This is a genomic window from Acidovorax sp. 62 (genome assembly GCF_002754495.1).
Taxonomy (GTDB): domain Bacteria; phylum Pseudomonadota; class Gammaproteobacteria; order Burkholderiales; family Burkholderiaceae_C; genus Acidovorax.
On sequence record NZ_PEFJ01000001.1, the window covers coordinates 543,829 to 565,718 of the forward strand.

Genomic DNA, 21,890 nt, shown 5'->3' on the forward strand with positions numbered 1-21,890 from the left:
CATGCTTTATCGCTCTCTGCCTGTGCAACTGGCGTGGTGCAGGCCAGTGCCCTCGCGCAAGGGCCGCCCCGCCGCGCTGAGGGCGTCCCCCGCCGGGGGAAGGCACCGAAGGTGACTCAGGGGGGCTTAACAGTAGACAATCGGGGGATGCATCCCAAAGTCCTTCTAGACGCCTGTGCCGAATTGGTTCGGCTCACCCTCACTTTTGAACACCCGGCCGACGCCGTGGTGTCCCGCTACTTTCGCGACAACCGCGGCCTGGGCCCGCGCGAGCGCGCCACGCTGGCCGAAACGGTTTACAACGTGCTGCGCAAAAAGCTCTTGTTCGACCACCTGGCCCCCTCGGGCTCGGGCTCCAAAGAGCGCCGGCTGGCCATCCTGGGCTTTCATGGTCCGCGCGATTTTCTGAAAAGCGCGCTCACCGACCAGGAAAAGAACTGGCTGGAGCAGTGCGACACCGTCAGCCCTGACGACCTGATGGAGCGTCACCGCCACAACCTGCCCGAGTGGCTGGTGCAGCCCCTCAAGGACCAGTTGGGCAACGACTTCTGGCCCCTGGCCGAAAGCATGGCCCAGAACGCGCCGCTGGACTTGCGCGTCAACGTTTTGAAAGAAAAACGGGCTGACGTGCAGAAGGAGCTTGCGCAAGCAGCTATTAAATCTGTAGCAACACCTTACTCCCCCTGGGGCTTGCGCATCGAGGGCAAGCCCGCGTTGACCAAGCTGGACGCCTTCACCCGGGGGGCCATCGAGGTGCAGGACGAAGGCTCGCAGCTGCTGGCGCTGCTGCTGGACGCCAAGCGTGGCGAGATGGTGGTGGACTTCTGCGCCGGTGCCGGTGGCAAGACCCTGGCGATTGGCGCCACCATGCGCAGTACCGGCCGGTTGTACGCGTTTGATGTGTCGGCCCACCGGCTTGATGCCCTCAAGCCCCGCATGGCCCGCAGTGGCCTGTCCAATGTTCACCCCGCAGCCATCGCGCACGAGCGTGATGAGCGTGTGAAGCGCCTGGCCGGCAAGATCGACCGGGTGCTGGTGGATGCCCCCTGCTCGGGCCTGGGCACCTTGCGCCGTAACCCTGACCTCAAGTGGCGCCAGTCTGCCAAGGCCGTGCAAGAGTTGGTGGCGAAGCAAACCGCCATCCTGGACAGCGCCGCCCGCCTGCTCAAGCCCGGTGGCCGCTTGGTGTACGCCACCTGTAGCATCCTGCCGCAAGAGAACGAAGCCATTGCCGAGGCCTTCAGTGCGGCGCACCCCGATTTCATCCCGCTGGATGCGGGTGAAACCCTGGCCCAGCTCAAGGTGGCGCAGGCTGCCAGCCTGTGCAGCGGTGGCGAAACGGGCAGCGCCTATCTGCGCCTGTGGCCCCACCGCCACCAGACCGACGGGTTCTTTGCCGCTGTGTGGACGCGCAAAGACTGAGCTTGGCGCCACCCCGGGCTGCCCGCTTTGCGCGGCCCGGGCGTCAACCTGTGGTGAACCCTGAACCACAAAAAGTAACGCGGTTCTAAAATGAAATCGGTCCTTCGTTTGTCGGCGGGGCTGTGTCTGCGTGTGAAAAGGCTGGAAAAGATATGTTGTTACCCGACTGGGCTGTACTGAACGCCGCCATCGACTGGCTGGGCCACGGCCTGTGGGACTTGGCCTGGTGGCAAATCGTGCTCTACACCTTGCTCACCACCCACATCACGATTGCGGCGGTGACCATCTTCTTGCACCGTGCTCAGGCCCATCGGGCGCTGGACCTGCATGCCATCCCCTCGCACTTTTTCCGCTTCTGGCTGTGGGTGGGCACGGGCATGCAGACCAAGGAATGGGTGGCCATCCACCGCAAGCACCACGCCAAGTGCGAAACGCCGGACGACCCGCACAGCCCGCAGACGCGGGGGCTGGACACCGTGATGTGGCGCGGTGCCGAGCTGTACCGTGCTGAGGCCAACAACCCCGAGACCCTGCAGAAGTTTGGCCACGGCACACCCAACGACTGGGTGGAGCGCAACGTGTACAGCCGCTTTGGCTGGCAGGGCGTGGGCCTCATGCTGATTCTGAACCTGGCCTTGTTTGGTGCTGCAGGCGCTGCGGTGTGGGCGGTGCAGATGGTCTGGATTCCGTTCTGGGCGGCAGGTGTCGTCAATGGTGTGGGGCACTTCTGGGGCTACCGCAACTTTGAGGCGCAAGACGCCAGCACCAACCTCTCGCCCTGGGGCATCCTGATTGGCGGGGAAGAGCTGCACAACAACCACCACACCTACCCCACGGCGGCCAAGTTCTCGGTCAAGCCGTTCGAGTTCGACATTGGCTGGCTGTACATCAGCCTCATGCAAAAGGTGGGTTGGGCCACCGTGAAGAAGGTGCCACCCAAGCTGCAGCTGGGCGCCATCAAACCCGTGGCCGATGAGAAGACGCTGGAAGCCTTGATTGCCAACCGCTACGAAGTGATGGCTGGCTATGCGCGTGGCGTGCGCCAGGCCTGCAAGGAGGAAATGGTCGCGCTCAAGGCGCGCCATGGGGATGTGTCGGTGCTCAAGGCCGCCAAGCGCTGGCTGCACCGTGATGCCGAGAAGGTGCCCGCCCTGGCCTTGCCGCAACTGGCCCAGGTGCGCGCAGCCTACCCGGCGCTCGACAAGATGGTCACCATGCGGGAGGAGCTGCGCCAGCTGTGGCTTAACACCACCCAGTCGCGCGAGCAACTCACGGTTGATTTGCAGGCCTGGTGCCGCCGTGCAGAGGAAAGCGGCATCGCCGCGCTGCGCGACTTTTCGCTACGCCTGCGTTCTGCCCAGGCCTGATCCAGCGGTGCGCCGGGGCAGCGCATTGCCCCAGCGTTGAATGCTCCGCCAGGTTTGCCGCAGCCACGCGGCTGCGCTGGGGCCTGTGGCGGGCTCTGTGCACAGCACCCGCGCTGGGGCGGTACCCATGTTGCGCAGGTGCACCCAGGTGGCCATCTCTTGCCCGTCAGGCTGCAGCATGTCGCCCGCATGCAAAGCCTGCCGCCTGGTGGTCAGCACCTGGCCGTATACCAGGGGCCCCGTAGCGACTTCTACCGATCCTTGCAGCACCTGCAAGGTGGCTCCGGGTGGCAGGCAAGTCAGCCGGTGTTGCCCAGCGCCCAGGGGCAGGGTGTAAGAGGGCGGCGGTGCGCTGAAAGCGGTGGGGCTTTGGGGTGACTGCATGGGGGGGCTCCGTCGGTTGCAGGAGGGTTAAGAACCTGTTCAAAGGCCTCTAGGGACCCTCTGCACGAATCGCCGCGCCGTGTGCATTTGCGGAATCGGGCGGTCTGCGGCGTTGCAAATACTCGCAATAGCGACGGCTATTGCTGCGTTTTGCGCCTTGCAGCCCATCCCGATCCGCAGCGCACACTTGGCCAGCTCGATTTGTGCAGAGGATCCCTAGCGTAAGAAAACAGGGGCTGTTTGGGTAGGCACACAGCTGGTTCTCTTGGGGCAGAACAGTTGCGATATGCAAGGCGCTGTTATGGTGCTGTTGCTGTGGTTCTGTATCTGTTATGCCCTCTGGCTTGTGGGCATGATGGGCGGACCCGTTCAGTTCTTTCTCTTTGAACCGGCTCTCACGTTCGCCATGACCCGCTCCGAAAACCGCTCAGATACCCCGCGTTACCGCCAGTTGGCGGCCTTGTACGAGCAGGCGATCGCCTCTGGCAGCTTGCAGCCGGGCATGCGCATGCCCTCGGTGCGTGAGCTGTGTCAGCGCCACCAGGTCAGCTTGACCACGGCGCTGCAGGGGCTGCGCCACCTGGAGGCCCAGGGCTGTGTCGAGGCGCGCGAGCGCGTAGGCTACTTTGTGCGTGCGCCGGGCAGCGCCAGCCTGCCCCGTGCGCGTGAGCCGGAGGTGTGCGAGCCGTTGCCCAGCGACCCCCGCGTGTTTGCGGGCATCAATGAGCGCATCTCCCTGTTTTTGGAAAAAGCCCGGCTGGCGGGCCCGCTGCCACTGGACCTGGGCAGCGCCATGCCGGCCCCGAGTTTGTTTGATGCCACGGCGCTGAATCGGCTGGCGCACAGCCTGCTGCGCGAGCAGCCCGACATCCTGGTTTATGGCCCTTCAGCGCCCACCACCCACCCAGAGTTTCAGCAGGCCATGGCCCGCCACGCCCTGGGGTTTGGGCTGAGTGTGGCGCCCAGTGACATCAGTGCCACCCTGGGCAATTCAGAGGGGGTGAATCTGGCCTTGGATGCCGTGGCTGAGCCGGGCGATGTGATCGCTGTCGAGTCGCCCACCTTCTTTGGCATCTTGCAGGCCATTGAGGTGCGCGGGCTGCGGGCGCTGGAGATTCCCAGCAGCCCGCACACCGGCATGTCGCTGGAGGCGCTGGAACTGGCCGCGCGCAACGAGCCGCGCCTCAAGGGGGTGGTGGTGGTGCCGCACCTGCAAATGCCCCAAGGCAGCGTGATGCCCGATGCCCACAAGCAGCGCCTGGTGGCGCTGTGCGTGGAGTATGGGCTGGCGTTGGTGGAGGACGACATCTACCGGGAGTTTGTTGAAACCTCGCACCCGCTGCGCCCTGTCAAGGCGTGGGACCGGCCTGGGGATGCGGGCCAGGTGATTTACTGCGCGTCGCTCAGCAAGAGCTTTGCCCCCGGGCTGCGCCAGGGCTGGATGAGTGCGGGCCGGTGGCAGGCCCGGGTACAGATGCTCAAGTTTGCCAGCACGCGCAACATGCAGACTTGGTCGCAACTGCTGGCGGCGCGCAGCGTGAATTCGCCCGGCTACGAGCGCCATTTGCGCCGCCTGCGTGCACAGCTGCGCTTGCAGCGTGAGCAGTCCGCACGGGCCGTGGCGCGCTATTTTCCGCAGGGCACGCGGCTGAGTTTGCCGCCGGGCGGGCTCAGCCTGTGGCTGGAGCTGCCCATCGGTATTTCGTCTACGCGCCTGTACGACCAGGCTCTGCAGTGCGGCATCCGCATTGCGCCGGGGCCCATGTTCTCCAATACCGGGCGGTATGAGCATTTTTTGCGATTGAGCTGCGGCATGCCCTTCACACCACAGGTGGAAGAGGGCTACCGCACGCTGGGCGAGTTGATGGCGCAGCAACTGGGGCAGGGCAGGGGCGTAGAAGCGCTGCCTGTGCCCAGGGCTGCCTGAGTGTGTGGGTGAGCGGTTGGGCTGTGGGTTATCACGGGCCCACAAGCCATCGACGTAAAAAAACCGCCGAACATTGCTGTTGGGCGGTTTTTGGGAGTTTGGCGAAATGCCGCTGAATTACTTCAGCTTCATTTCCTTGTATTCCACATGCTTGCGAGCTTTGGGATCAAATTTCATGATCAGCATTTTCTCGGGCATGGTCTTCTTGTTCTTGGTCGTGGTGTAGAAGTGGCCAGTACCCGCAGTGGATTCCAGCTTGATCTTGTCGCGTCCGCCTTTGCTTGCCATGGTGCTTCTCCTTAAGCCTGACCACGTGCGCGCAGGTCTGCGAGCACCGAGTCGATACCGTTCTTGTCGATCAAACGCAGGGCAGCGCTCGAAACGCGCAGGCGAACCCAGCGGTTTTCGCTCTCAACCCAGAAACGGCGGTATTGCAGGTTCGGCAGGAACCGGCGCTTGGTTTTGTTGTTGGCGTGGGAAACGTTGTTCCCGACCATGGGCTTCTTGCCCGTTACGTCGCAGACGCGTGCCATGAGGACACTCCGATAACTTATTAACGGCCATTTGCGGGCGCCCCGGCACAGTGCACGGGGCTCGCTAGCGGCCTCACCTCGCCAGAAAGGGTGGCGGTAACCCGATTGCAGAATCTGAAGATCCACCGAGTTGGTGGGCAGGATTCAGCAAAGCCGCAGATTATAGCCTGCGGCCTTCTTTTTGATCAAGCCTCTTGTTCCAGGAAGCGCTGCGCATCCAGTGCGGCCATGCAACCTGTGCCCGCGCTGGTGATGGCCTGGCGGTACACGTGGTCTTGCACGTCGCCTGCGGCAAACACGCCGGGCACGCTGGTCTGCGTGGCAAAGCCCTTGAGGCCGCCTTGCGTGACGATGTAGCCGTTGTCCATCTCCAGCTGGCCCTGGAAGATTTCGGTGTTGGGGGCATGGCCAATGGCGATGAAGCAGCCCTTGAGCTCGATGTCCTGGGTGCTGCCGTCTTGCGTGCTCTTGATGCGGATGCCGGTCACGCCGGTGTTGTCGCCGAGCACTTCGTCCAAGGTGTGGAACACCTTCAGCTCGATCTTGCCTGCCGCCACTTTCTCATTGAGCTTGTCCACCAGGATGGGCTCGGCCTTGAATTTGTCACGGCGGTGCACCAGGGTGACCTTGCGGGCGATGTTCGACAGGTACAGCGCCTCTTCCACGGCCGTGTTGCCGCCACCCACCACGCAAACGTCTTGCTCGCGGTAGAAGAAACCGTCGCAAGTGGCGCAGCCCGAGACGCCCCGGCCCATGAAAGCTTCTTCGGACGGCAGGCCCAGGTACTTGGCCGATGCGCCCGTGGCCAGGATCAGCGCGTCACAGGTGTAGGTGCCGCTGTCGCCTGTCAGTGTGAAGGGGCGCTTGCTGAAATCGACCTTGTTGATGTGGTCGAAAATGATCTGGGTCTTGAAGCGCTCCGCGTGCTCCAGAAAACGCTGCATCAGGTCGGGGCCTTGCACGCCGTGCACATCGGCGGGCCAGTTGTCCACTTCGGTGGTCGTCATCAGTTGCCCGCCTTGGGCCATGCCGGTGATGAGCACGGGGTTCAGGTTGGCACGTGCCGCATAGACGGCAGCGGTGTAGCCTGCAGGGCCAGAGCCAAGGATCAGAACTTTCGCGTGTTGGGTGGTGGACATGGTACAAGCCTGTGTTTTGCGCGCCGACCGGTAGAGAGGCGCTGTTGGAGAATGGGGGAGGGTTGCCAAGTATCCGCTGGGCGGAGGCTTTCAAGGGCAGCCTGTTTTCAATCACGGCGATTGTAAGAACCCATCAAAAACCTGTAGAACTTACGCAAATCCGGCGGTAGCCCCTGCAGTGCCTGTGGGCCTGGGCCGCGTTTTGTGTAAGCCATGACCTGTTGCGGCGCCAGTGGAGCCGCGTCCTTTGTTGAGGAGAAGTCTTTCCATGTCGACGATGTTGTCCAATCTGGACCTGCTGCGCCGGGTACCTTTGTTTTCGCTGTTGACGGTGGCCCAGGCCGAGGTCATCAGCGGGGCTGTGACCAAGCGCCGATTCAAGCGAGGCGAGGTGCTGGTGGAGCAGGGACAAAAGTCCAATGCCTTGTCCATCTTGCTCACAGGGCGCGCGCGCGTGGTGTCGGCAGACAGCCGGGGTCGCGAGGTGATTCTGGCCACGCTGGGCCCGGGGGACTACATCGGCGAGATGAGCATCATCGACAACGAGCCCCACTCGGCCACGGTGCGCGCTGAGGTGCAAACCGACGTGCTGCTGCTGGGCCGCGCAGACTTTGCCCGCTGCCTGTCAGAGAACGCGTCTATGTCTTTGGTCGTGATGCGCGGTCTGGTCAAGCGCTTGCGCCATGCCGATCGAAAAATTGAGTCACTGGCGTTACTGGATGTGTATGGTCGCGTGGCCCATGCGCTGCTGGATTTTGCGGTGGAGGATGCGCAGGGGCAGTGGGTGATCCGCGAGAAGATCTCCCGCCAGGATCTGGCCAAGATGGTGGGGGCTTCGCGCGAGATGGTGAGCCGTGTGATGAAGGACCTGGAAGAGCGCGCCTTCATCCAGACCCAACCCAACGGGTCGACCTTGCTCAAGGAGCGTCTCAACGCCCTGAGTTGAGGGGCCGGGCCCGCTGGCGCGGGCCTCGACCCCAGCTGCCCATGGGGTAAGCTTGCCCGGCACGTTTATGACTTATTCCCTCAATACCCTGAATGCATCTGCGGCGGCCAAGTCGCCCCCCCGAACGGGCGCCGCCCGGTTCGGTCATGAGGTCAGTTTGCTGGTGGGCCTGCTGGCCCTGATTTTCTGGTTGCTGGCGCTGGTCAGCTACTCTTCACAAGACCCGTCCTGGTCCTCCTCGGGCGTGGGGGCGTCGCGCATGGTGTCCAACTGGGCGGGGCGCCTGGGGGCGTGGCTGGCCGATGGCAGCTACTTCGCGTTTGGTTTTTCGGTGTGGTGGTGCGTGGCGGCGGCCGTTTGTGCCTGGTTTTCATCACTCGCCCGCTGGATGCGGGGGGGCGAAATGCCCGAGGGCTCGCCTTCGCCAGCCGTGCGCCGCGTGGTGTTCTGGGTAGGGCTGGTGCTGCTCGTCAGTGCCAGCGCGGCCTTGGAGTGGTCGCGTCTGTACCGGTTTGAGCCCTACCTGCCCGGCGGGCACGGCGGCGGCGTGCTGGGCTACACCGTGGGGCTTGGGGGCATGAAGTGGCTGGGTTTCATGGGCTCTGGGCTGGCTTGCATCGTGCTGCTGGTGCTGGGGGCCTCCATGGTGTTCCGGTTCTCCTGGGGGCATGTGGCTGAGTGGCTGGGGGCGCGCATGGACGCGCTGGTGCAGTCGAGCCTGGCGAGCCGCGAAGTGGCCAAGGACGTGGCCGTGGGCCGCAAGGCTGCCCGTGAGCGTGCGGTGGTGGTACGCGAAGAGCGCACCGAGAGCGAGGAGCACCACCCCGAGCCTGTGCAGATCATCGAGCCTGTGCTGGTCGATGCCCCGCAGAGCGCACGTGTCGTCAAAGAGCGGCAAAAGCCCCTGTTCACAGAGATGCCCGACAGCAAGCTGCCGCTGGTGGACTTGCTCGACGGCCCGCTGCAGCGCCAGGAAACCGTGGCGCCTGAGACGCTGGAGATGACCAGCCGCCTCATCGAGAAAAAGCTCAAGGACTTTGGCGTGGAAGTGCGCGTGGTGGCCGCCATGCCCGGCCCGGTGATCACCCGCTACGAGATCGAGCCCGCCACGGGCGTGAAGGGCTCGCAGATCGTGGGCCTGGCCAAGGACTTGGCACGCTCGCTCAGCCTCGTCTCGATCCGCGTGGTGGAGACCATCCCGGGCAAGAATTTCATGGCGCTGGAGCTGCCCAATGCCAAGCGCCAGTCCATCCGCCTGTCCGAGATTTTGGGCTCGCAGATTTACCATGAGGCCAAGAGCATGCTCACCATGGGCCTGGGCAAGGACATCGTGGGCAACCCGGTGGTGGCCGACCTGGCCAAGATGCCGCACGTGCTGGTGGCCGGTACCACGGGCTCGGGCAAATCGGTGGGGATCAATGCCATGATCCTTTCGCTGCTCTACAAGGCCGAGGCGCGCGACGTGCGCCTGTTGATGATCGACCCCAAGATGCTGGAAATGTCGGTCTACGAAGGCATCCCGCACCTGCTGGCGCCGGTCGTGACGGACATGAAGCAGGCCGCGCACGGCCTGAACTGGTGCGTGGCCGAGATGGAGCGCCGCTACAAGCTCATGAGCAAGCTGGGTGTGCGCAATCTGTCGGGCTACAACGCCAAGATCGACGAAGCCAAGGCGCGCGAGGAGTTCATCTACAACCCCTTCAGCCTCACGCCCGAAGAGCCCGAGCCGCTGCAGCGCCTGCCGCACATCGTGGTCATCATCGACGAGCTGGCCGATTTGATGATGGTGGTGGGCAAGAAGATCGAAGAGTTGATTGCCCGCCTCGCTCAAAAGGCGCGGGCTGCAGGGATTCACCTGATCTTGGCCACCCAGCGCCCCAGCGTGGATGTGATCACGGGCCTGATCAAGGCCAATATTCCGACCCGCATCGCGTTCTCGGTGGGCTCCAAAATCGACAGCCGCACCATTTTGGACCAGATGGGCGCGGAGGCGCTGCTGGGCATGGGCGACATGCTCTACATGGCCAGCGGCACGGGCCTGCCGATTCGGGTGCATGGCGCTTTTGTCAGCGATGAAGAGGTGCACCGCGTGGTCAGCTACCTCAAGACCCAGGGCGAGCCCGACTACATCGAAGGCGTGCTGGAGGGCGGAACTGTCGAAGGTGACGGCGATCTGTCTGCAGACGGCGGGGGTGAAGGCGGTGAAAAAGACCCCATGTACGACCAAGCCGTGGAAGTGGTGCTCAAGGACCGCAAGGCCAGCATCTCTTACGTCCAGCGCAAGCTGCGCATTGGCTACAACCGGTCGGCGCGCTTGCTGGAAGACATGGAGAAAGCTGGGCTGGTCAGTGGCCTGACCACCAGCGGCCAGCGCGAAGTGCTGGTGCCCGCGCGCGAGTCTTAGACATCTATGCGGGCCGCTGTGCGGCCTTTTTGCGGTGTTGGCTGACTTGGGTAAACCGGTTTGGGGCCTAAGGTGTCTGCCGCTGTCGCGTTTGAGGAATTCGTTTTGAAAAAAATCGTCACTACTATTTTGATAGCTGCCAGCGCTGGTCTGGCAAGCGCTGACGGGCTTAAAAGCCTGGAAGGCTTCATGAAGGGCACGCACACCGGGCGTGCGGACTTCACGCAGGTGGTCACCGCGCCGCCCAAGGACGGGCAGGCCGCCCGCAGCAAAACCTCCAGCGGCACGTTTGAGTTCCAGCGCCCGGGGCGCTTCAAGTTTGTGTACCAAAAGCCGTTTGAGCAAACCATCGTGGCCGATGGGCAAACCCTGTGGCTGCTGGATGTGGACCTGAACCAGGTCACCCAGCGCTCGCAGGCGCAGGCGCTGGGCTCCACACCCGCCGCGCTGATTGCCTCGGCGGCGGACTTGTCGGCGTTGCGTGCTGATTTCACCCTGGAGTCGGCCCCTGACCAGGACGGCCTGCAATGGGTGCAGGCCACGCCCAAGGCCAAGGACGGGCAACTGCAAAGCGTGCGCGTGGGTTTTGCGGACGAACAACTGACGGCGCTCGATATTGTGGACAGCTTTGGTCAGCGCTCGGCCATTCGGTTCAAGGGCATGCAGGTCAACCCCGCGCTGCCAGCGGGCACCTTCCAGTTCAAGCCGCCTGCAGGTGCGGACGTGGTCAAGCAATAAGCCCCCGCAAGGCACCAAGCCACGGTGGTCCGCTGAGGGGAGGCTGAAAATGCTATGGTTTACATAGCTGCTAGCGCTTATTGATAAAGCGCTGCAGGCCATTTTTACCCTTGATGCCGTGTGCCTGTGGCAAAGCCTCCTGACCAAACCGCGTTGTGCCTAGTGTCCTGGGTTGGAGATTCGTTTCATAAAGATGCCGAGAATCGCCGCCATGCTGCGTTGCAAATCCTCGCGATCGCTACGGCTATCGCTGCGGTTTGCGCCTTGCCTGACGACGATTTCGACCTTTTTATTTCATCAACGAGCTTCCAACTCAGGGCACTAGGTGCCATACCCCATGAGCCGAAAACCCTCTGACTCCACCCCAAGCCCGTTGGGCTTGCACCAGCCTCTGGCCGAAATTTTGCGCCCGCGCACCCTGGCCGAGGTGGTGGGCCAGCAGCATGTGCTGGGGCCGGGCATGCCGCTGCGGCTGGCGTTCGAGTCGGGCCGCCCGCACAGCTGCATTCTGTGGGGCCCGCCGGGCGTGGGCAAAACCACCATTGCCCGGCTGATGGCCGATGCGTTTGACGCGCAGTTCATCAGCATCAGTGCGGTGTTGGGGGGGGTGAAGGACATTCGCGAGGCGGTGGAGCGCGCCCAGGCGGCCCGCGACGGGCTGATGCAGCAACGTACCCTGGTGTTTGTGGACGAGGTGCACCGCTTCAACAAGAGCCAGCAGGACGCCTTTTTGCCGCATGTGGAAAGCGGCCTGTTCACCTTCATCGGTGCGACCACCGAGAACCCCTCGTTCGAGGTGAACTCCGCGCTGCTGTCGCGGGCGGCGGTGTATGTGCTGCAGCCGTTGTCGGCTGACGATTTGAAGCAAATTGTGGCCCTGGCGCAATCCCATCAAGCGGTGCCAGCTATGGAAAGCATAGCAATAGACCGCCTGGTGGCCTATGCCGACGGCGATGCCCGCAAGCTGCTCAACACGCTCGAAACCCTGGCCATGGCGGCCACGCAGGAGAAGCTGCCAGAGATCACCGATGCCTGGCTGCTCAAGGTGCTGGGCGAGCGCATGCGCCGCTACGACAAGGGTGGCGAGCAGTTCTACGACACCATCAGCGCGCTGCACAAATCGGTGCGCGGCTCTGACCCCGATGCGGCGCTGTACTGGCTGGTGCGCATGCTCGACGGCGGTGCCGACCCGCGCTACATGGCCCGCCGGCTGGTGCGCATGGCCAGTGAGGACATCGGCCTGGCCGATCCGCGTGCCCTGCGGCTGGCGCTGGATGCCGCCGAGGTGTACGAACGCCTGGGCTCGCCCGAGGGCGAACTGGCCCTGGCAGAGTGTGTGGTCTATCTGGCCGTGGCCCCCAAGTCCAACGCGGTCTACAAGGCCTACAACGCCGCCAAAGCCTGGGTGAAGCAGGACGGCACCCGGCCTGTGCCCATGCACTTGCGCAATGCGCCCACGCAGTTGATGAAGCAGTTGGACTACGGCAAGGGCTACCGCTACGCCCATGACGAGGTGGACGGCTTTGCTGCGGGCGAGCGGTATTTGCCCGACGACATGCCCGAGCCCGGCTTTTATGAGCCCGTGGAGCGGGGGCTGGAGATCAAGATTGCGCAAAAACTGCGCGATTTGCGCGAGCGCAATGCGACGGCCTCGGCCACTGCTTCGGATGCGCCGGGCAGTGCCGAAAACGGCTGAAAACTCTGACCGGGGTCAATAATTTGCCTCTTTATGCCGACCTTGCATGAGGTCGGTAATAAGTTTGCACATCATTTGCAGTAGGTCTATCAAAATTCCTTATGCGTGGCGTTTGCACCTGATGGAGCGCAAATCCACGGGAAAACCCCGCCAATACTGGCGTGGGAGCGAATCGACTACTGGCTACAATCCCGACCACAAACCCGCGCAGCAGCATTTCTGGCGGGTTTTTTGCTAGATGGCAGTCGGGCCCAAAAGGCTGCACCGATTTCGGTGCCTGCAAGATGGGCACGTCACAAACGAAGGACTTTTTTTATGGACATTTTGCTGCAGCAGATCATCAACGGTCTGGTATTGGGCAGCATGTACGCCTTGATAGCCTTGGGCTACACGATGGTGTACGGCATTATTCAACTGATCAATTTCGCCCACGGCGAGGTATTGATGATCGGTGCACTCACCAGTTGGAGCTGTATCGGCCTGATGCAAGAGGCCATGCCCGGCGCGCCTGGGTGGCTCGTTTTGCTTTTGGCCACGCTGATCGCCTGTATCGTTGCCGCCAGCCTCAATTTCGTCATTGAAAAAGTGGCCTACCGCCCCCTGCGCAGCAGCCCCCGGCTGGCTCCGCTGATCACGGCGATCGGGATGTCCATCTTGCTGCAAACGCTGGCAATGATCATCTGGAAGCCCAACTACAAGCCCTATCCCACGCTGCTGTCCAGCACTCCTTTCGAAGTGGGCGGCGCTTTCATCACCCCCACGCAGATTCTGATTCTGGGCGTGACGGCCGTGGCACTGGCTTCGCTGGTCTATCTGGTCAACCATACCAACCTGGGCCGTGCCATGCGCGCCACGGCGGAGAACCCCCGCGTGGCCTCATTGATGGGTGTGAAGCCTGACATGGTGATTTCTGCCACCTTCATCATTGGCGCCATCTTGGCGGCCATCGCCGGCATCATGTATGCCTCCAACTACGGCACTGCTCAGCACACCATGGGCTTTTTGCCTGGTTTGAAGGCTTTCACGGCTGCGGTGTTTGGCGGTATCGGCAATTTGGCCGGTGCGGTGGTGGGCGGCATTTTGCTGGGCTTGATCGAAGCCATCGGCTCGGGCTACATCGGCACCTTGACGGGCGGTGTGCTGGGCAGCCACTACACAGACATCTTTGCGTTCATTGTGCTCATCATCATCCTGACGCTGCGCCCCTCGGGCCTGCTGGGTGAGCGTGTGGCGGATCGCGCCTGAGGAGCCTCACACCATGAAGAACACCAAAATCAACTGGATCCTGGGCGGCATTGCGCTGCTCGTCCTGCCGCTGATCCTGCAATTCTTTGGCAACGCCTGGGTGCGTATCGCCGATCTGGCCCTGCTGTACGTGATGCTGGCCCTGGGCCTGAACATCGTGGTGGGCTACGCAGGCCTGCTCGACTTGGGCTACGTGGCGTTTTACGCCGTGGGTGCCTACCTGTTTGGCCTGATGGCCTCGCCGCACCTGGCGGACAACTTTGCGGCCTTTGCCGCGATGTTCCCCAACGGCTTGCACACCTCGCTGTGGCTGGTGATTCCGCTGGCGGCTTTGCTGGCGGCCCTGTTTGGGGCCTTGCTGGGTGCGCCTACGCTCAAGCTGCGCGGTGACTACCTGGCCATCGTGACGCTGGGCTTTGGCGAAATCATCCGCATCTTCCTGAACAACCTGGACCACCCCGTCAACCTGACCAACGGCCCCAAGGGCATTGGCCAGATCGACTCGGTCAAGATCTTCGGCCTGGACCTGGGCAAGCGCCTGGAGCTGTTCGGCTTTGATATCAACTCCGTCACGCTGTACTACTACCTGTTCATGATCCTTGTGGTCATCAGCGTGGTGATTTGCTACCGCTTGCAGGACTCGCGCGTGGGCCGCGCCTGGATGGCCATCCGCGAAGACGAAATTGCTGCCAAGGCCATGGGCATCAACACCCGCAACCTCAAGCTGCTGGCCTTTGGCATGGGCGCTTCGTTTGGCGGCGTGTCGGGCGCCATGTTCGGTGCCTTCCAGGGCTTCGTCTCGCCCGAGTCGTTCAGCCTGATGGAATCCGTGATGATCATCGCCATGGTGGTGCTGGGCGGTATTGGCCACATTCCTGGCGTCATTCTGGGCGCGATCTTGCTGGCCGCATTGCCTGAAGTGCTGCGCTATGTGGCCGGCCCGCTGCAGGCCATGACCGATGGCCGCCTGGACTCGGCCATCCTGCGCCAACTGCTGATTGCCCTGGCCATGATCATCATCATGTTGCTGCGCCCCCGCGGTTTGTGGCCTGCGCCCGAGCACGGCAAGAGCCTGACCCAGAAGACTTGAACCCATCGCAGAAAGTTAGAACATGGCAGAAAAATCCAACGATGTGGTGCTCAAGGTTGCAGGCATTTCCAAGCGCTTCGGCGGCCTGCAAGCCCTCTCTGATGTGGGCATCACGATTGAACGCGGTCAGGTCTACGGCCTGATCGGCCCCAACGGCGCTGGCAAGACCACGTTTTTCAACGTGATCACCGGTCTCTACACCCCCGACAGCGGCACCTTTGAGCTGGCAGGCAAGCCCTATGAGCCCACGGCTGTGCACGAAGTGGCCAAGGCCGGCATTGCGCGCACCTTCCAGAACATCCGCTTGTTTGCAGAAATGACAGCGCTGGAAAACGTGATGGTGGGCCGCCACATCCGTACCAAGTCGGGCCTGCTGGGCGCCGTGCTGCGGACCAAGGCCTTCAAGGACGAGGAAGCCGCGATTGCCAAGCGCGCGCAAGAGCTGCTGGACTATGTGGGCATCGGCAAGTTTGCCGACTACAAGGCCCGCACCTTGAGCTACGGTGACCAGCGCCGCCTGGAGATCGCTCGCGCCCTGGCGACCGACCCTCAGCTGATCGCGCTGGACGAACCCGCCGCTGGCATGAACGCCACCGAGAAGGTGCAACTGCGCGAGCTGATCGACCAAATCCGCAAGGACAACCGCACCATCTTGCTCATCGAGCACGATGTGAAGCTGGTGATGGGCCTGTGCGACCGCGTGACGGTGCTGGACTACGGCAAGCAGATCGCCGAAGGCACGCCTGCCACCGTGCAGAAGAACGAAAAAGTGATTGAGGCCTATCTGGGCACCGGAGGACATTGAGAATGGCCGAAAAATCCAACAAGGTACTGCTGCAGGTCAAGGGCCTGAAAGTGGCCTACGGCGGTATCCAGGCCGTCAAGGGCGTGGACTTTGAAGTGCGCGAAGGCGAGCTGGTGTCGCTGATCGGCTCCAACGGTGCGGGCAAGACCACCACCATGAAGGCCATCACCGGCACGCTGCCGATCAACGATGGCGACATCGAGTACCTGGGCGAAAGCATCAAGGGCAAGGGCGCGTGGGACCTAGTGAAAAAGGGCCTGGTGATGGTGCCGGAAGGCCGCGGCGTGTTCGCTCGCATGACCATCACCGAAAACCTGCAGATGGGTGCCTACATCCGCCGCGACAAAGCGGGCATCCTGGCCGACATCGAGAAGATGTTCACCATCTTCCCGCGCCTGCGCGAGCGCAAGGACCAGCTGGCCGGCACCATGTCCGGCGGCGAGCAGCAAATGCTGGCCATGGGCCGTGCGCTGATGAGCCAGCCCAAGGTGTTGCTGCTGGACGAGCCTTCCATGGGCCTGTCGCCCATCATGGTCGACAAGATCTTTGAAGTGGTGCGCGATGTGTACGCCCTGGGCGTGACCATCGTGCTGGTCGAGCAGAACGCCAGCCGTGCGCTGGCCTTGGCTGACCGTGGCTACGTGATGGAGTCGGGCTTGATCACCATGACCGGCCCTGGCCAGGAACTGCTGAACGACCCCAAAGTGCGCGCAGCCTACCTGGGCGAGTGAAGCCATGGCCCCTGGCGCTGTGCGCGGGGTGGCCGAGACAGATGGAAGGCACGGTGGCAACACCGTGCCTTTTTTGTTGCCTGCTCCATCCTGGGCGTTGTGTTTGGGTCTGCTATGTTTTTAATAGCTGCTTGCGCTTATCCGTCAAGCGCGAGGGTGGAATTTTGTTCATAATTTACGGCTCTGCATTCACCTTTGCGCCGGGCTAGCCTGTGCGCCTTCGCCATGACTGCCCTGCAATCTCTGCCGATTTCGCTACAGACCGTCTTGCTGCTGCTGGCCAGCAATGTCTTCATGACCTTTGCCTGGTACGGGCACCTCAAGAATCTGGCCACGTCGCCGTGGTACATCGCCGCACTGGTCAGCTGGGGCATTGCGCTGTTTGAGTACCTGCTGCAGGTGCCAGCCAACCGCATTGGCTTCACCCAGTTCAATGTGGGGCAGCTCAAGATCATGCAAGAGGTCATCACCTTGGCGGTGTTTGTGCCGTTTGCGGTGTTCTACCTCGATCAGCCCCTCAAGCTGGACTACCTGTGGGCTGGCCTGTGCCTGGTGGGGGCCGTGTATTTCATCTTTCGCAGTGCCTGAGCTGCAGGCTGCAACGGCGCACAAAGGCGCTTAACGTCGCTCAAAGGCCTACCTGGCTGGGGTTGGTGCATGTCGTGCGACCGGCGCGGGGTGTGTTTTCGCCTGCCATCGCCTGGAAGTGAGTGGTTGCCGCCACCGATGGGCAGACACGCACGGTTAAAATCCGCCGTCACAAAACCGTCACGATACCCCGTGGCGTTCGTTCTTTTGTATCTTTGAATTCCCACCAGGAGCTTCCATGCTGTTTGCCAAGCTGTTGCCACGCGAAGGCAATTTTTTTGAAATGTTCAACCAGCATGCTGATCGCATCGTGGAAGCGGCTCGCGCCTTTTCGCAACTGGTGGCCAACTACAACGACCCCCATCTGCGGGACAAATACAACCAGGATGTGGACAACGCCGAGCGCGCGGCCGACCGCGTCACGCACGACGTGAACAAGGCCATCCACAAGACCTTCATCACCCCCATTGACCGCGAGCAGATCCACACGCTCATCAACACGATGGACGACGTGGCCGACCTGATCCAGGACTCGGCAGAAACCATGGCGCTGTACGACGTGCGCCACATGACCGAAGAAATCACCCGCCTCACGGACCTGAGCCTCAAGTGCTGCGAGCGCCTGCGCGATGCCGTGAAGCTGCTCGACAAGATTGCCGACCCCGCTGTGGCCGAGGCCGCTCTCAAGACCTGCGAAGAGATCGACCGGCTCGAATCCGACGCCGACCGCGTGATGCGCAGCGCCATGAGCAAGCTGTTTCGCGAGGAGCCCGATGTGCGTGAAGTCATCAAGCTCAAGGCCATCTACGAGCTGCTGGAAACCATCACCGACAAGTGTGAGGACGTCGCCAACTGCATCGAGGGCATCGTCCTCGAGAACTCCTGATCCACTGGGCGGACCAACATGGAAACCGTACAAACGGCCCTGTGGGTTGTGATGCTGCTCGTCGCGCTGGCGATTTTGTTCGACTTCATGAACGGGTTTCATGATGCGGCCAACTCGATTGCGACCGTGGTGTCTACCGGGGTGCTCAAGCCTGCGCAGGCAGTGCTTTTTGCCGCCTTTTTCAATTGCGTGGCGATTTTTGTCTTCCACAACCTGACCGTGGCGGCCACGGTGGGCAAGGGCATCGTGCAGCCTGGCATCGTGGATGTGCACGTGGTGTTTGGTGCCCTGGTGGGTGCCATTACCTGGAACGTGATCACCTGGTACTACGGCATTCCCAGCAGCTCTTCGCATGCGCTCATCGGGGGCATTGTGGGCTCGGTGATTGCCAAGGCGGGGGCCGGTGCGCTGGTGGCAGCGGGCATTCTGAAGGCGGTGGCTTTCATCTTCATCTCGCCATTGCTGGGCTTCTTGCTGGGCTCGCTGATGATGGTGGCGGTGGCCTGGATATTCCGCCGGGTGCGTCCGAGCAAGGTGGACAAATGGTTCCGCCGTCTGCAGCTCGTGTCTGCTGGCGCCTACAGCCTGGGGCATGGGGGTAACGACGCGCAAAAGACCATCGGCATCATCTGGCTGTTGCTCATCTCTACCGGCTACGCTTCGGCCACCGATGCGGCGCCACCGACCTGGACCATCGTGAGCTGCTACGTGGCCATTGGCCTGGGCACGATGTTTGGCGGCTGGCGCATCGTCAAGACCATGGGCCAGAAGATCACCAAGCTCAAGCCGGTGGGCGGCTTTTGCGCCGAGACGGGCGGGGCGCTCACGCTGTTCCTGGCCACCACGCTCGGTATCCCAGTGTCCACCACGCACACCATCACCGGTGCCATCGTGGGTGTGGGCTCCACCCAGCGTGCCAGCGCCGTGCGTTGGGGCGTGGCGGGCAACATTATCTGGGCCTGGATTTTGACGATACCGGCTAGCGCATTCGTGGCGGCCATTGCGTACTGGATCAGCTTGCAGTTGTTCTGATTGCTATTGAAATAATAGCTGCTTGCGCTTATAAAGAAAGCGCTAACGCCCTGTTTGGCTGATGGCCGAACAGGGCGTTTTGTCTGGGGCTCCAGCGTCTGGGCCACCGCTGGGGTTACTGCGATATCTTTCGCGCTTCCTCGATCTGGTATTCAAAGTAGCGCTGAAAGCTGAATGCCAAACTGGCCATCAGCACTGTGGTGCCCACCAGCAGCGAAACCACAATGGCGCCAATGGTGAGCCAGCGGGTTTGGCCGGGGGCGGCCTCTGCGGGGGCGGTGGGGTTGTAGCGGGCGTTCCACTTCTCGGGTGTCTGCAAGCCATACCAAATGGCCTGCAGCGCGCAGCCCGCAATGGTGAACCCGAGCAGCGGGATCAGCACCCAGCTGTACTGGTCGTCCTGGCCAAACTGCTGCACCCGCTGAATGCCGTACAGCCCCAGTGCCGTGGGGATGGGCAGCATCCAGCCCAGCATGTCCGACAGACCGCGCAAGTAAAAACGGTGCAGGCCCAGCGGCCCACCCAGGAAGGCCAGCCAGGCGGCCAGGGTTTTGTTTTTCATGCGGGCTTCACTCGGGTGCAGTCGTGTCGCCAGCGCCCAGCACCTTTTCCATGAGCACGATGTCGCGCCAGGCGCCAAACTTCCAGCCCACCGATCGCATGATGCCCACGTCCGTGAAGCCCAGCGAGCGGTGCACGCCGATGGAGCCCGCGTTGGCCGAGTCACCGATCACCGCCAGCAGTTTGCGCACACCGGCCGCCTCTGCCTGCACGGCCAGCTCTGCCAGCAATTTGCGGCCTACGCCCATGCCGCGAGCGGCTTCGGCCACATAAATCGAGTCTTCGGCCGAAAAGCGGTACGCCGGGCGGGGCTTGAACCAGTTGGCGTAGGCAAAGCCCAGAACTTCGCCGTTCTTTTCCGCCACGATCCAGGGCAGTTGGCGCGCCAGCACGTCGGCTCGGCGCGTCGCCATGTCGGATTCGGAGGGGGGATCGATCTCGAAGGTGCCTGTCCCGTGCAGGACGTGGTGGGTGTAAATGGCGGTGATGGCGGCGATATCGGCGTCAGTGCTGGGGCGGATGGTGGGCATACGGAGAGGGTTGTGGATATAATTGCAGGCTTTGCAGCGTGTCGCTGGCCGGGTGGTCATGTCGCGTGTCTCAAACGTTGCGAAATTTCCGTGGCCTGCGCATTTTGACGCTGGCTCACCACCCGAAGGATAAATCATGGTCGTCATTCGACTCTCCCGCGGCGGCTCCAAGGGCCGTCCTTTCTTCAACATCGTTGTGGCTGACAAGCGCGTTCGTCGCGATGGTCGCTTCATTGAGCGCATTGGCTTCTACAACCCTACAGCCAAGGAAACCGAAGAAGGCCTGCGCATCGTGCAAGACCGCCTGACGTACTGGCAAAGCGTGGGCGCCCAGTCCTCGCCTACCGTGGACCGTCTGATCAAGCAAGCCGCCAAGAAGGCTGCTTAAAGTCCCCTGAAGAGGGCGGGCTCCGTGGGTTTTCCCGGCGGATCCCGCCCTTTTCTTTTTGTCTGATCCCAACATGGCCACCTCCCTCACGCTCGAACCGATTGACCTGCCCGAAGATGCCGTCGAGGTTGCGCGCATTGCCGACGCCTGGGGGGTCAAGGGCTGGTTCAAGGTTTTGCCCCACAGCACCAGCCCTGAGGCCTTGTTTTCGGCCAAACGCTGGTTTCTGCAGCCCTCAGAGCGCGGAGCCAAAACATTTTCTGGCACGTTGCTGCTCAAAATCCGCCAGGCCAAGGACCATTCCGACACCGTGGTGGCCTGGGCGGAGGGTGTGGATGACCGCGATGCCGCAGAGGCATTGCGCGGCGCGCGCGTGTTTGTGCCGCGTTCCAGTTTTCCGTCTACCGGTAGTGATGAGTATTACTGGGTGGATTTGATTGGCCTGCAGGTCGTCAACCGCGAGGGTATTGCCCTGGGTGAAGTGCGTGAGCTGCTCTCCACAGGCCCGCAAACCGTGCTGGTGCTGGCTTATGAGCAAGACGGCAAGGCGCAGGAGCGCATGATTCCCTTTGTATCGGCCTTTGTGGACAAGGTGGAGCTGCCCGAGAAGCGCATCACCGTGGACTGGCAGCCGGACTACTGAAGCGACCGCTTTGCCTTGTCCCTCTGAGGTGGTCTTTCATGCGCTTTGATGTCATCACCCTGTTCCCGGAGCTGTTTGCGCCTTTCCTTGCGGCTGGTGTGACGCGCCGTGCCTACAGCACTGGTCAAGTGGATGTGCGCTTGTGGAATCCGCGTGACTACGCGCAGGGCAATTACCGCCGGGTGGACGACCGCCCCTTTGGCGGTGGCCCTGGAATGGTGATGATGGCCGAGCCCTTGGAGCGCTGCCTGGCAGACATTCGCGCACAGCGCAACGAGGCGCCAGAAGCCCAGGTGCCCTTGGTGCTGTTTTCTCCCATTGGTCGCAGGCTCAACCATGCCGAAGTAGAGGGCTGGTCTGCCAGCGCCGGGGCTGTTTTGCTGTGCGGTCGCTATGAAGGCATTGACCAGCGCTTCATTGATGCCCATGTGGGGGTGCAACTGAGCCTGGGCGATTTCGTGTTGTCTGGGGGGGAGATTGCGGCCCTGGCCCTGCTGGATGCCGTCACCCGACTGCAGCCCGGTGTGCTCAATGACGAAGGCAGCCACCAGCTCGACAGCTTCAATCCTGCGTTGGATGGTTTGCTGGATTGCCCGCACTACACCCGCCCCGAGGAGTGGGCGGGCAGGGCGGTGCCGGCGCCTTTGATGTCGGGCCACCACGTTCAGATCGAGCGCTGGCGCCGTGATCAGCGGCTGCTGACCACCGCCCAGCATCGCCCAGACCTGATTGACGCGGCACGCGCCGCAGGCTCGCTCAAGCCTGCAGACGAAGCGGTATTGGCCAAATTGCGCTGACTGGCTATAATAGAAGGCTTTTCGATCCTCTGGCCGGC

The 21,890-nt window shown here is 62.4% G+C and carries 23 protein-coding genes; 17 read left to right on the forward strand and 6 right to left on the reverse strand.

The genetic code is table 11. From position 1 onward, the window contains the following. Positions 1-147: 147 nt before the first annotated feature. Together CLU86_RS02440 and CLU86_RS02445 are read left to right on the forward strand one after the other, a co-directional pair. Positions 148-1,422 carry an RsmB/NOP family class I SAM-dependent RNA methyltransferase gene (locus tag CLU86_RS02440; RefSeq protein WP_099740483.1) on the forward strand — a complete coding sequence of 425 codons (1,275 nt, stop codon included), beginning with the start codon at positions 148-150 and terminating at the stop codon, positions 1,420-1,422. Between the two features lie 152 nt (positions 1,423-1,574). Further along, positions 1,575-2,789, forward strand: a complete 1,215-nt coding sequence (locus CLU86_RS02445; protein ID WP_099740484.1) for a fatty acid desaturase — start codon at positions 1,575-1,577, stop codon at positions 2,787-2,789. Here CLU86_RS02445 and CLU86_RS02450 read toward each other — a convergent pair. Further along, the gene (locus tag CLU86_RS02450; RefSeq protein ID WP_099740485.1) at positions 2,763-3,173 is read right to left on the reverse strand and encodes a hypothetical protein; all 411 of its coding nucleotides are present in this window, start codon (positions 3,171-3,173) and stop codon (positions 2,763-2,765) included. The genes CLU86_RS02445 and CLU86_RS02450 overlap by 27 nt on opposite strands. 406 nt (positions 3,174-3,579) lie before the next feature. Here CLU86_RS02450 and CLU86_RS02455 point away from each other — a divergent pair, with 406 nt between their 5' ends. After that, positions 3,580-5,100 carry a PLP-dependent aminotransferase family protein gene (locus CLU86_RS02455; protein WP_099743229.1) on the forward strand — a complete coding sequence of 507 codons (1,521 nt, stop codon included), beginning with the start codon at positions 3,580-3,582 and terminating at the stop codon, positions 5,098-5,100. Between the two features lie 117 nt (positions 5,101-5,217). Here the strand turns inward: CLU86_RS02455 and rpmG are convergent, their stop codons facing one another. The 3 genes from rpmG to trxB form a co-directional block, all read right to left on the reverse strand. After that, positions 5,218-5,388, reverse strand: coding sequence for a 50S ribosomal protein L33 (gene rpmG, locus CLU86_RS02460; RefSeq protein ID WP_008904999.1), 171 nt, complete (start codon positions 5,386-5,388; stop codon positions 5,218-5,220). Positions 5,389-5,399: 11 nt separating this feature from the next. Further along, the gene (rpmB, locus tag CLU86_RS02465; RefSeq protein ID WP_005797187.1) at positions 5,400-5,633 is read right to left on the reverse strand and encodes a 50S ribosomal protein L28; all 234 of its coding nucleotides are present in this window, start codon (positions 5,631-5,633) and stop codon (positions 5,400-5,402) included. A gap of 185 nt (positions 5,634-5,818) precedes the next feature. After that, positions 5,819-6,772: a thioredoxin-disulfide reductase gene (gene trxB, locus CLU86_RS02470; RefSeq protein ID WP_099740486.1), complete on the reverse strand. Its 954-nt coding sequence runs from the start codon at positions 6,770-6,772 to the stop codon at positions 5,819-5,821. Positions 6,773-7,040: 268 nt separating this feature from the next. Here trxB and CLU86_RS02475 point away from each other — a divergent pair, with 268 nt between their 5' ends. The 11 genes from CLU86_RS02475 (at position 7,041) to CLU86_RS02525 (ending at position 18,933) form a co-directional block, all read left to right on the forward strand. Then, on the forward strand, positions 7,041-7,718 hold the full coding sequence (locus CLU86_RS02475) for a Crp/Fnr family transcriptional regulator (RefSeq protein WP_099740487.1): 678 nt from the start codon (positions 7,041-7,043) through the stop codon (positions 7,716-7,718). A 67-nt stretch (positions 7,719-7,785) separates the two neighbouring features. Next, positions 7,786-10,122, forward strand: coding sequence for a DNA translocase FtsK (locus CLU86_RS02480; protein ID WP_099658452.1), 2,337 nt, complete (start codon positions 7,786-7,788; stop codon positions 10,120-10,122). 105 nt (positions 10,123-10,227) lie between these two features. Continuing rightward, positions 10,228-10,860 carry an outer membrane lipoprotein chaperone LolA gene (gene lolA / locus CLU86_RS02485; RefSeq protein ID WP_099743230.1) on the forward strand — a complete coding sequence of 211 codons (633 nt, stop codon included), beginning with the start codon at positions 10,228-10,230 and terminating at the stop codon, positions 10,858-10,860. A 337-nt stretch (positions 10,861-11,197) separates the two neighbouring features. Next, positions 11,198-12,556, forward strand: coding sequence for a replication-associated recombination protein A (locus tag CLU86_RS02490; RefSeq protein ID WP_099740488.1), 1,359 nt, complete (start codon positions 11,198-11,200; stop codon positions 12,554-12,556). Between the two features lie 315 nt (positions 12,557-12,871). Continuing rightward, positions 12,872-13,801 (forward strand): branched-chain amino acid ABC transporter permease, encoded by a 930-nt coding sequence (locus CLU86_RS02495; RefSeq protein ID WP_099658455.1) that lies wholly within the window; start codon positions 12,872-12,874, stop codon positions 13,799-13,801. Between the two features lie 13 nt (positions 13,802-13,814). After that, positions 13,815-14,891, forward strand: a complete 1,077-nt coding sequence (locus CLU86_RS02500) for an ABC transporter ATP-binding protein (RefSeq protein WP_099658456.1) — start codon at positions 13,815-13,817, stop codon at positions 14,889-14,891. Positions 14,892-14,913: 22 nt separating this feature from the next. Next, on the forward strand, positions 14,914-15,696 hold the full coding sequence (locus tag CLU86_RS02505) for an ABC transporter ATP-binding protein (protein WP_099658457.1): 783 nt from the start codon (positions 14,914-14,916) through the stop codon (positions 15,694-15,696). 2 nt (positions 15,697-15,698) lie between these two features. Continuing rightward, complete coding sequence (locus CLU86_RS02510; protein ID WP_099658458.1) at positions 15,699-16,427, forward strand: ABC transporter ATP-binding protein; 729 nt, start codon at positions 15,699-15,701, stop codon at positions 16,425-16,427. Between the two features lie 225 nt (positions 16,428-16,652). After that, positions 16,653-17,015 carry a DMT family protein gene (locus tag CLU86_RS02515; RefSeq protein WP_099658459.1) on the forward strand — a complete coding sequence of 121 codons (363 nt, stop codon included), beginning with the start codon at positions 16,653-16,655 and terminating at the stop codon, positions 17,013-17,015. A 238-nt stretch (positions 17,016-17,253) separates the two neighbouring features. Then, positions 17,254-17,901, forward strand: a complete 648-nt coding sequence (locus CLU86_RS02520) for a DUF47 domain-containing protein (RefSeq protein WP_099658460.1) — start codon at positions 17,254-17,256, stop codon at positions 17,899-17,901. Between the two features lie 18 nt (positions 17,902-17,919). Next, positions 17,920-18,933 (forward strand): inorganic phosphate transporter, encoded by a 1,014-nt coding sequence (locus tag CLU86_RS02525; protein ID WP_099658461.1) that lies wholly within the window; start codon positions 17,920-17,922, stop codon positions 18,931-18,933. Between the two features lie 115 nt (positions 18,934-19,048). Here CLU86_RS02525 and CLU86_RS02530 read toward each other — a convergent pair whose 3' ends face one another. Beyond that, positions 19,049-19,495, reverse strand: a complete 447-nt coding sequence (locus tag CLU86_RS02530) for a TM2 domain-containing protein (protein ID WP_099740489.1) — start codon at positions 19,493-19,495, stop codon at positions 19,049-19,051. Positions 19,496-19,502: 7 nt separating this feature from the next. Beyond that, the gene (locus tag CLU86_RS02535; RefSeq protein WP_099740490.1) at positions 19,503-20,024 is read right to left on the reverse strand and encodes a GNAT family N-acetyltransferase; all 522 of its coding nucleotides are present in this window, start codon (positions 20,022-20,024) and stop codon (positions 19,503-19,505) included. A gap of 136 nt (positions 20,025-20,160) precedes the next feature. On the opposite strand from CLU86_RS02535, the gene rpsP reads away from it, so the two are divergent. From rpsP to trmD, 3 genes are all read left to right on the forward strand, one after another. After that, positions 20,161-20,412 (forward strand): 30S ribosomal protein S16, encoded by a 252-nt coding sequence (gene rpsP, locus CLU86_RS02540; RefSeq protein WP_010463504.1) that lies wholly within the window; start codon positions 20,161-20,163, stop codon positions 20,410-20,412. Between the two features lie 73 nt (positions 20,413-20,485). Then, on the forward strand, positions 20,486-21,055 hold the full coding sequence (rimM, locus tag CLU86_RS02545) for a ribosome maturation factor RimM (RefSeq protein ID WP_099740491.1): 570 nt from the start codon (positions 20,486-20,488) through the stop codon (positions 21,053-21,055). A gap of 38 nt (positions 21,056-21,093) precedes the next feature. Continuing rightward, on the forward strand, positions 21,094-21,852 hold the full coding sequence (gene trmD, locus CLU86_RS02550) for a tRNA (guanosine(37)-N1)-methyltransferase TrmD (protein WP_099740492.1): 759 nt from the start codon (positions 21,094-21,096) through the stop codon (positions 21,850-21,852). The last annotated feature ends 38 nt before the right edge of the window (positions 21,853-21,890 follow it).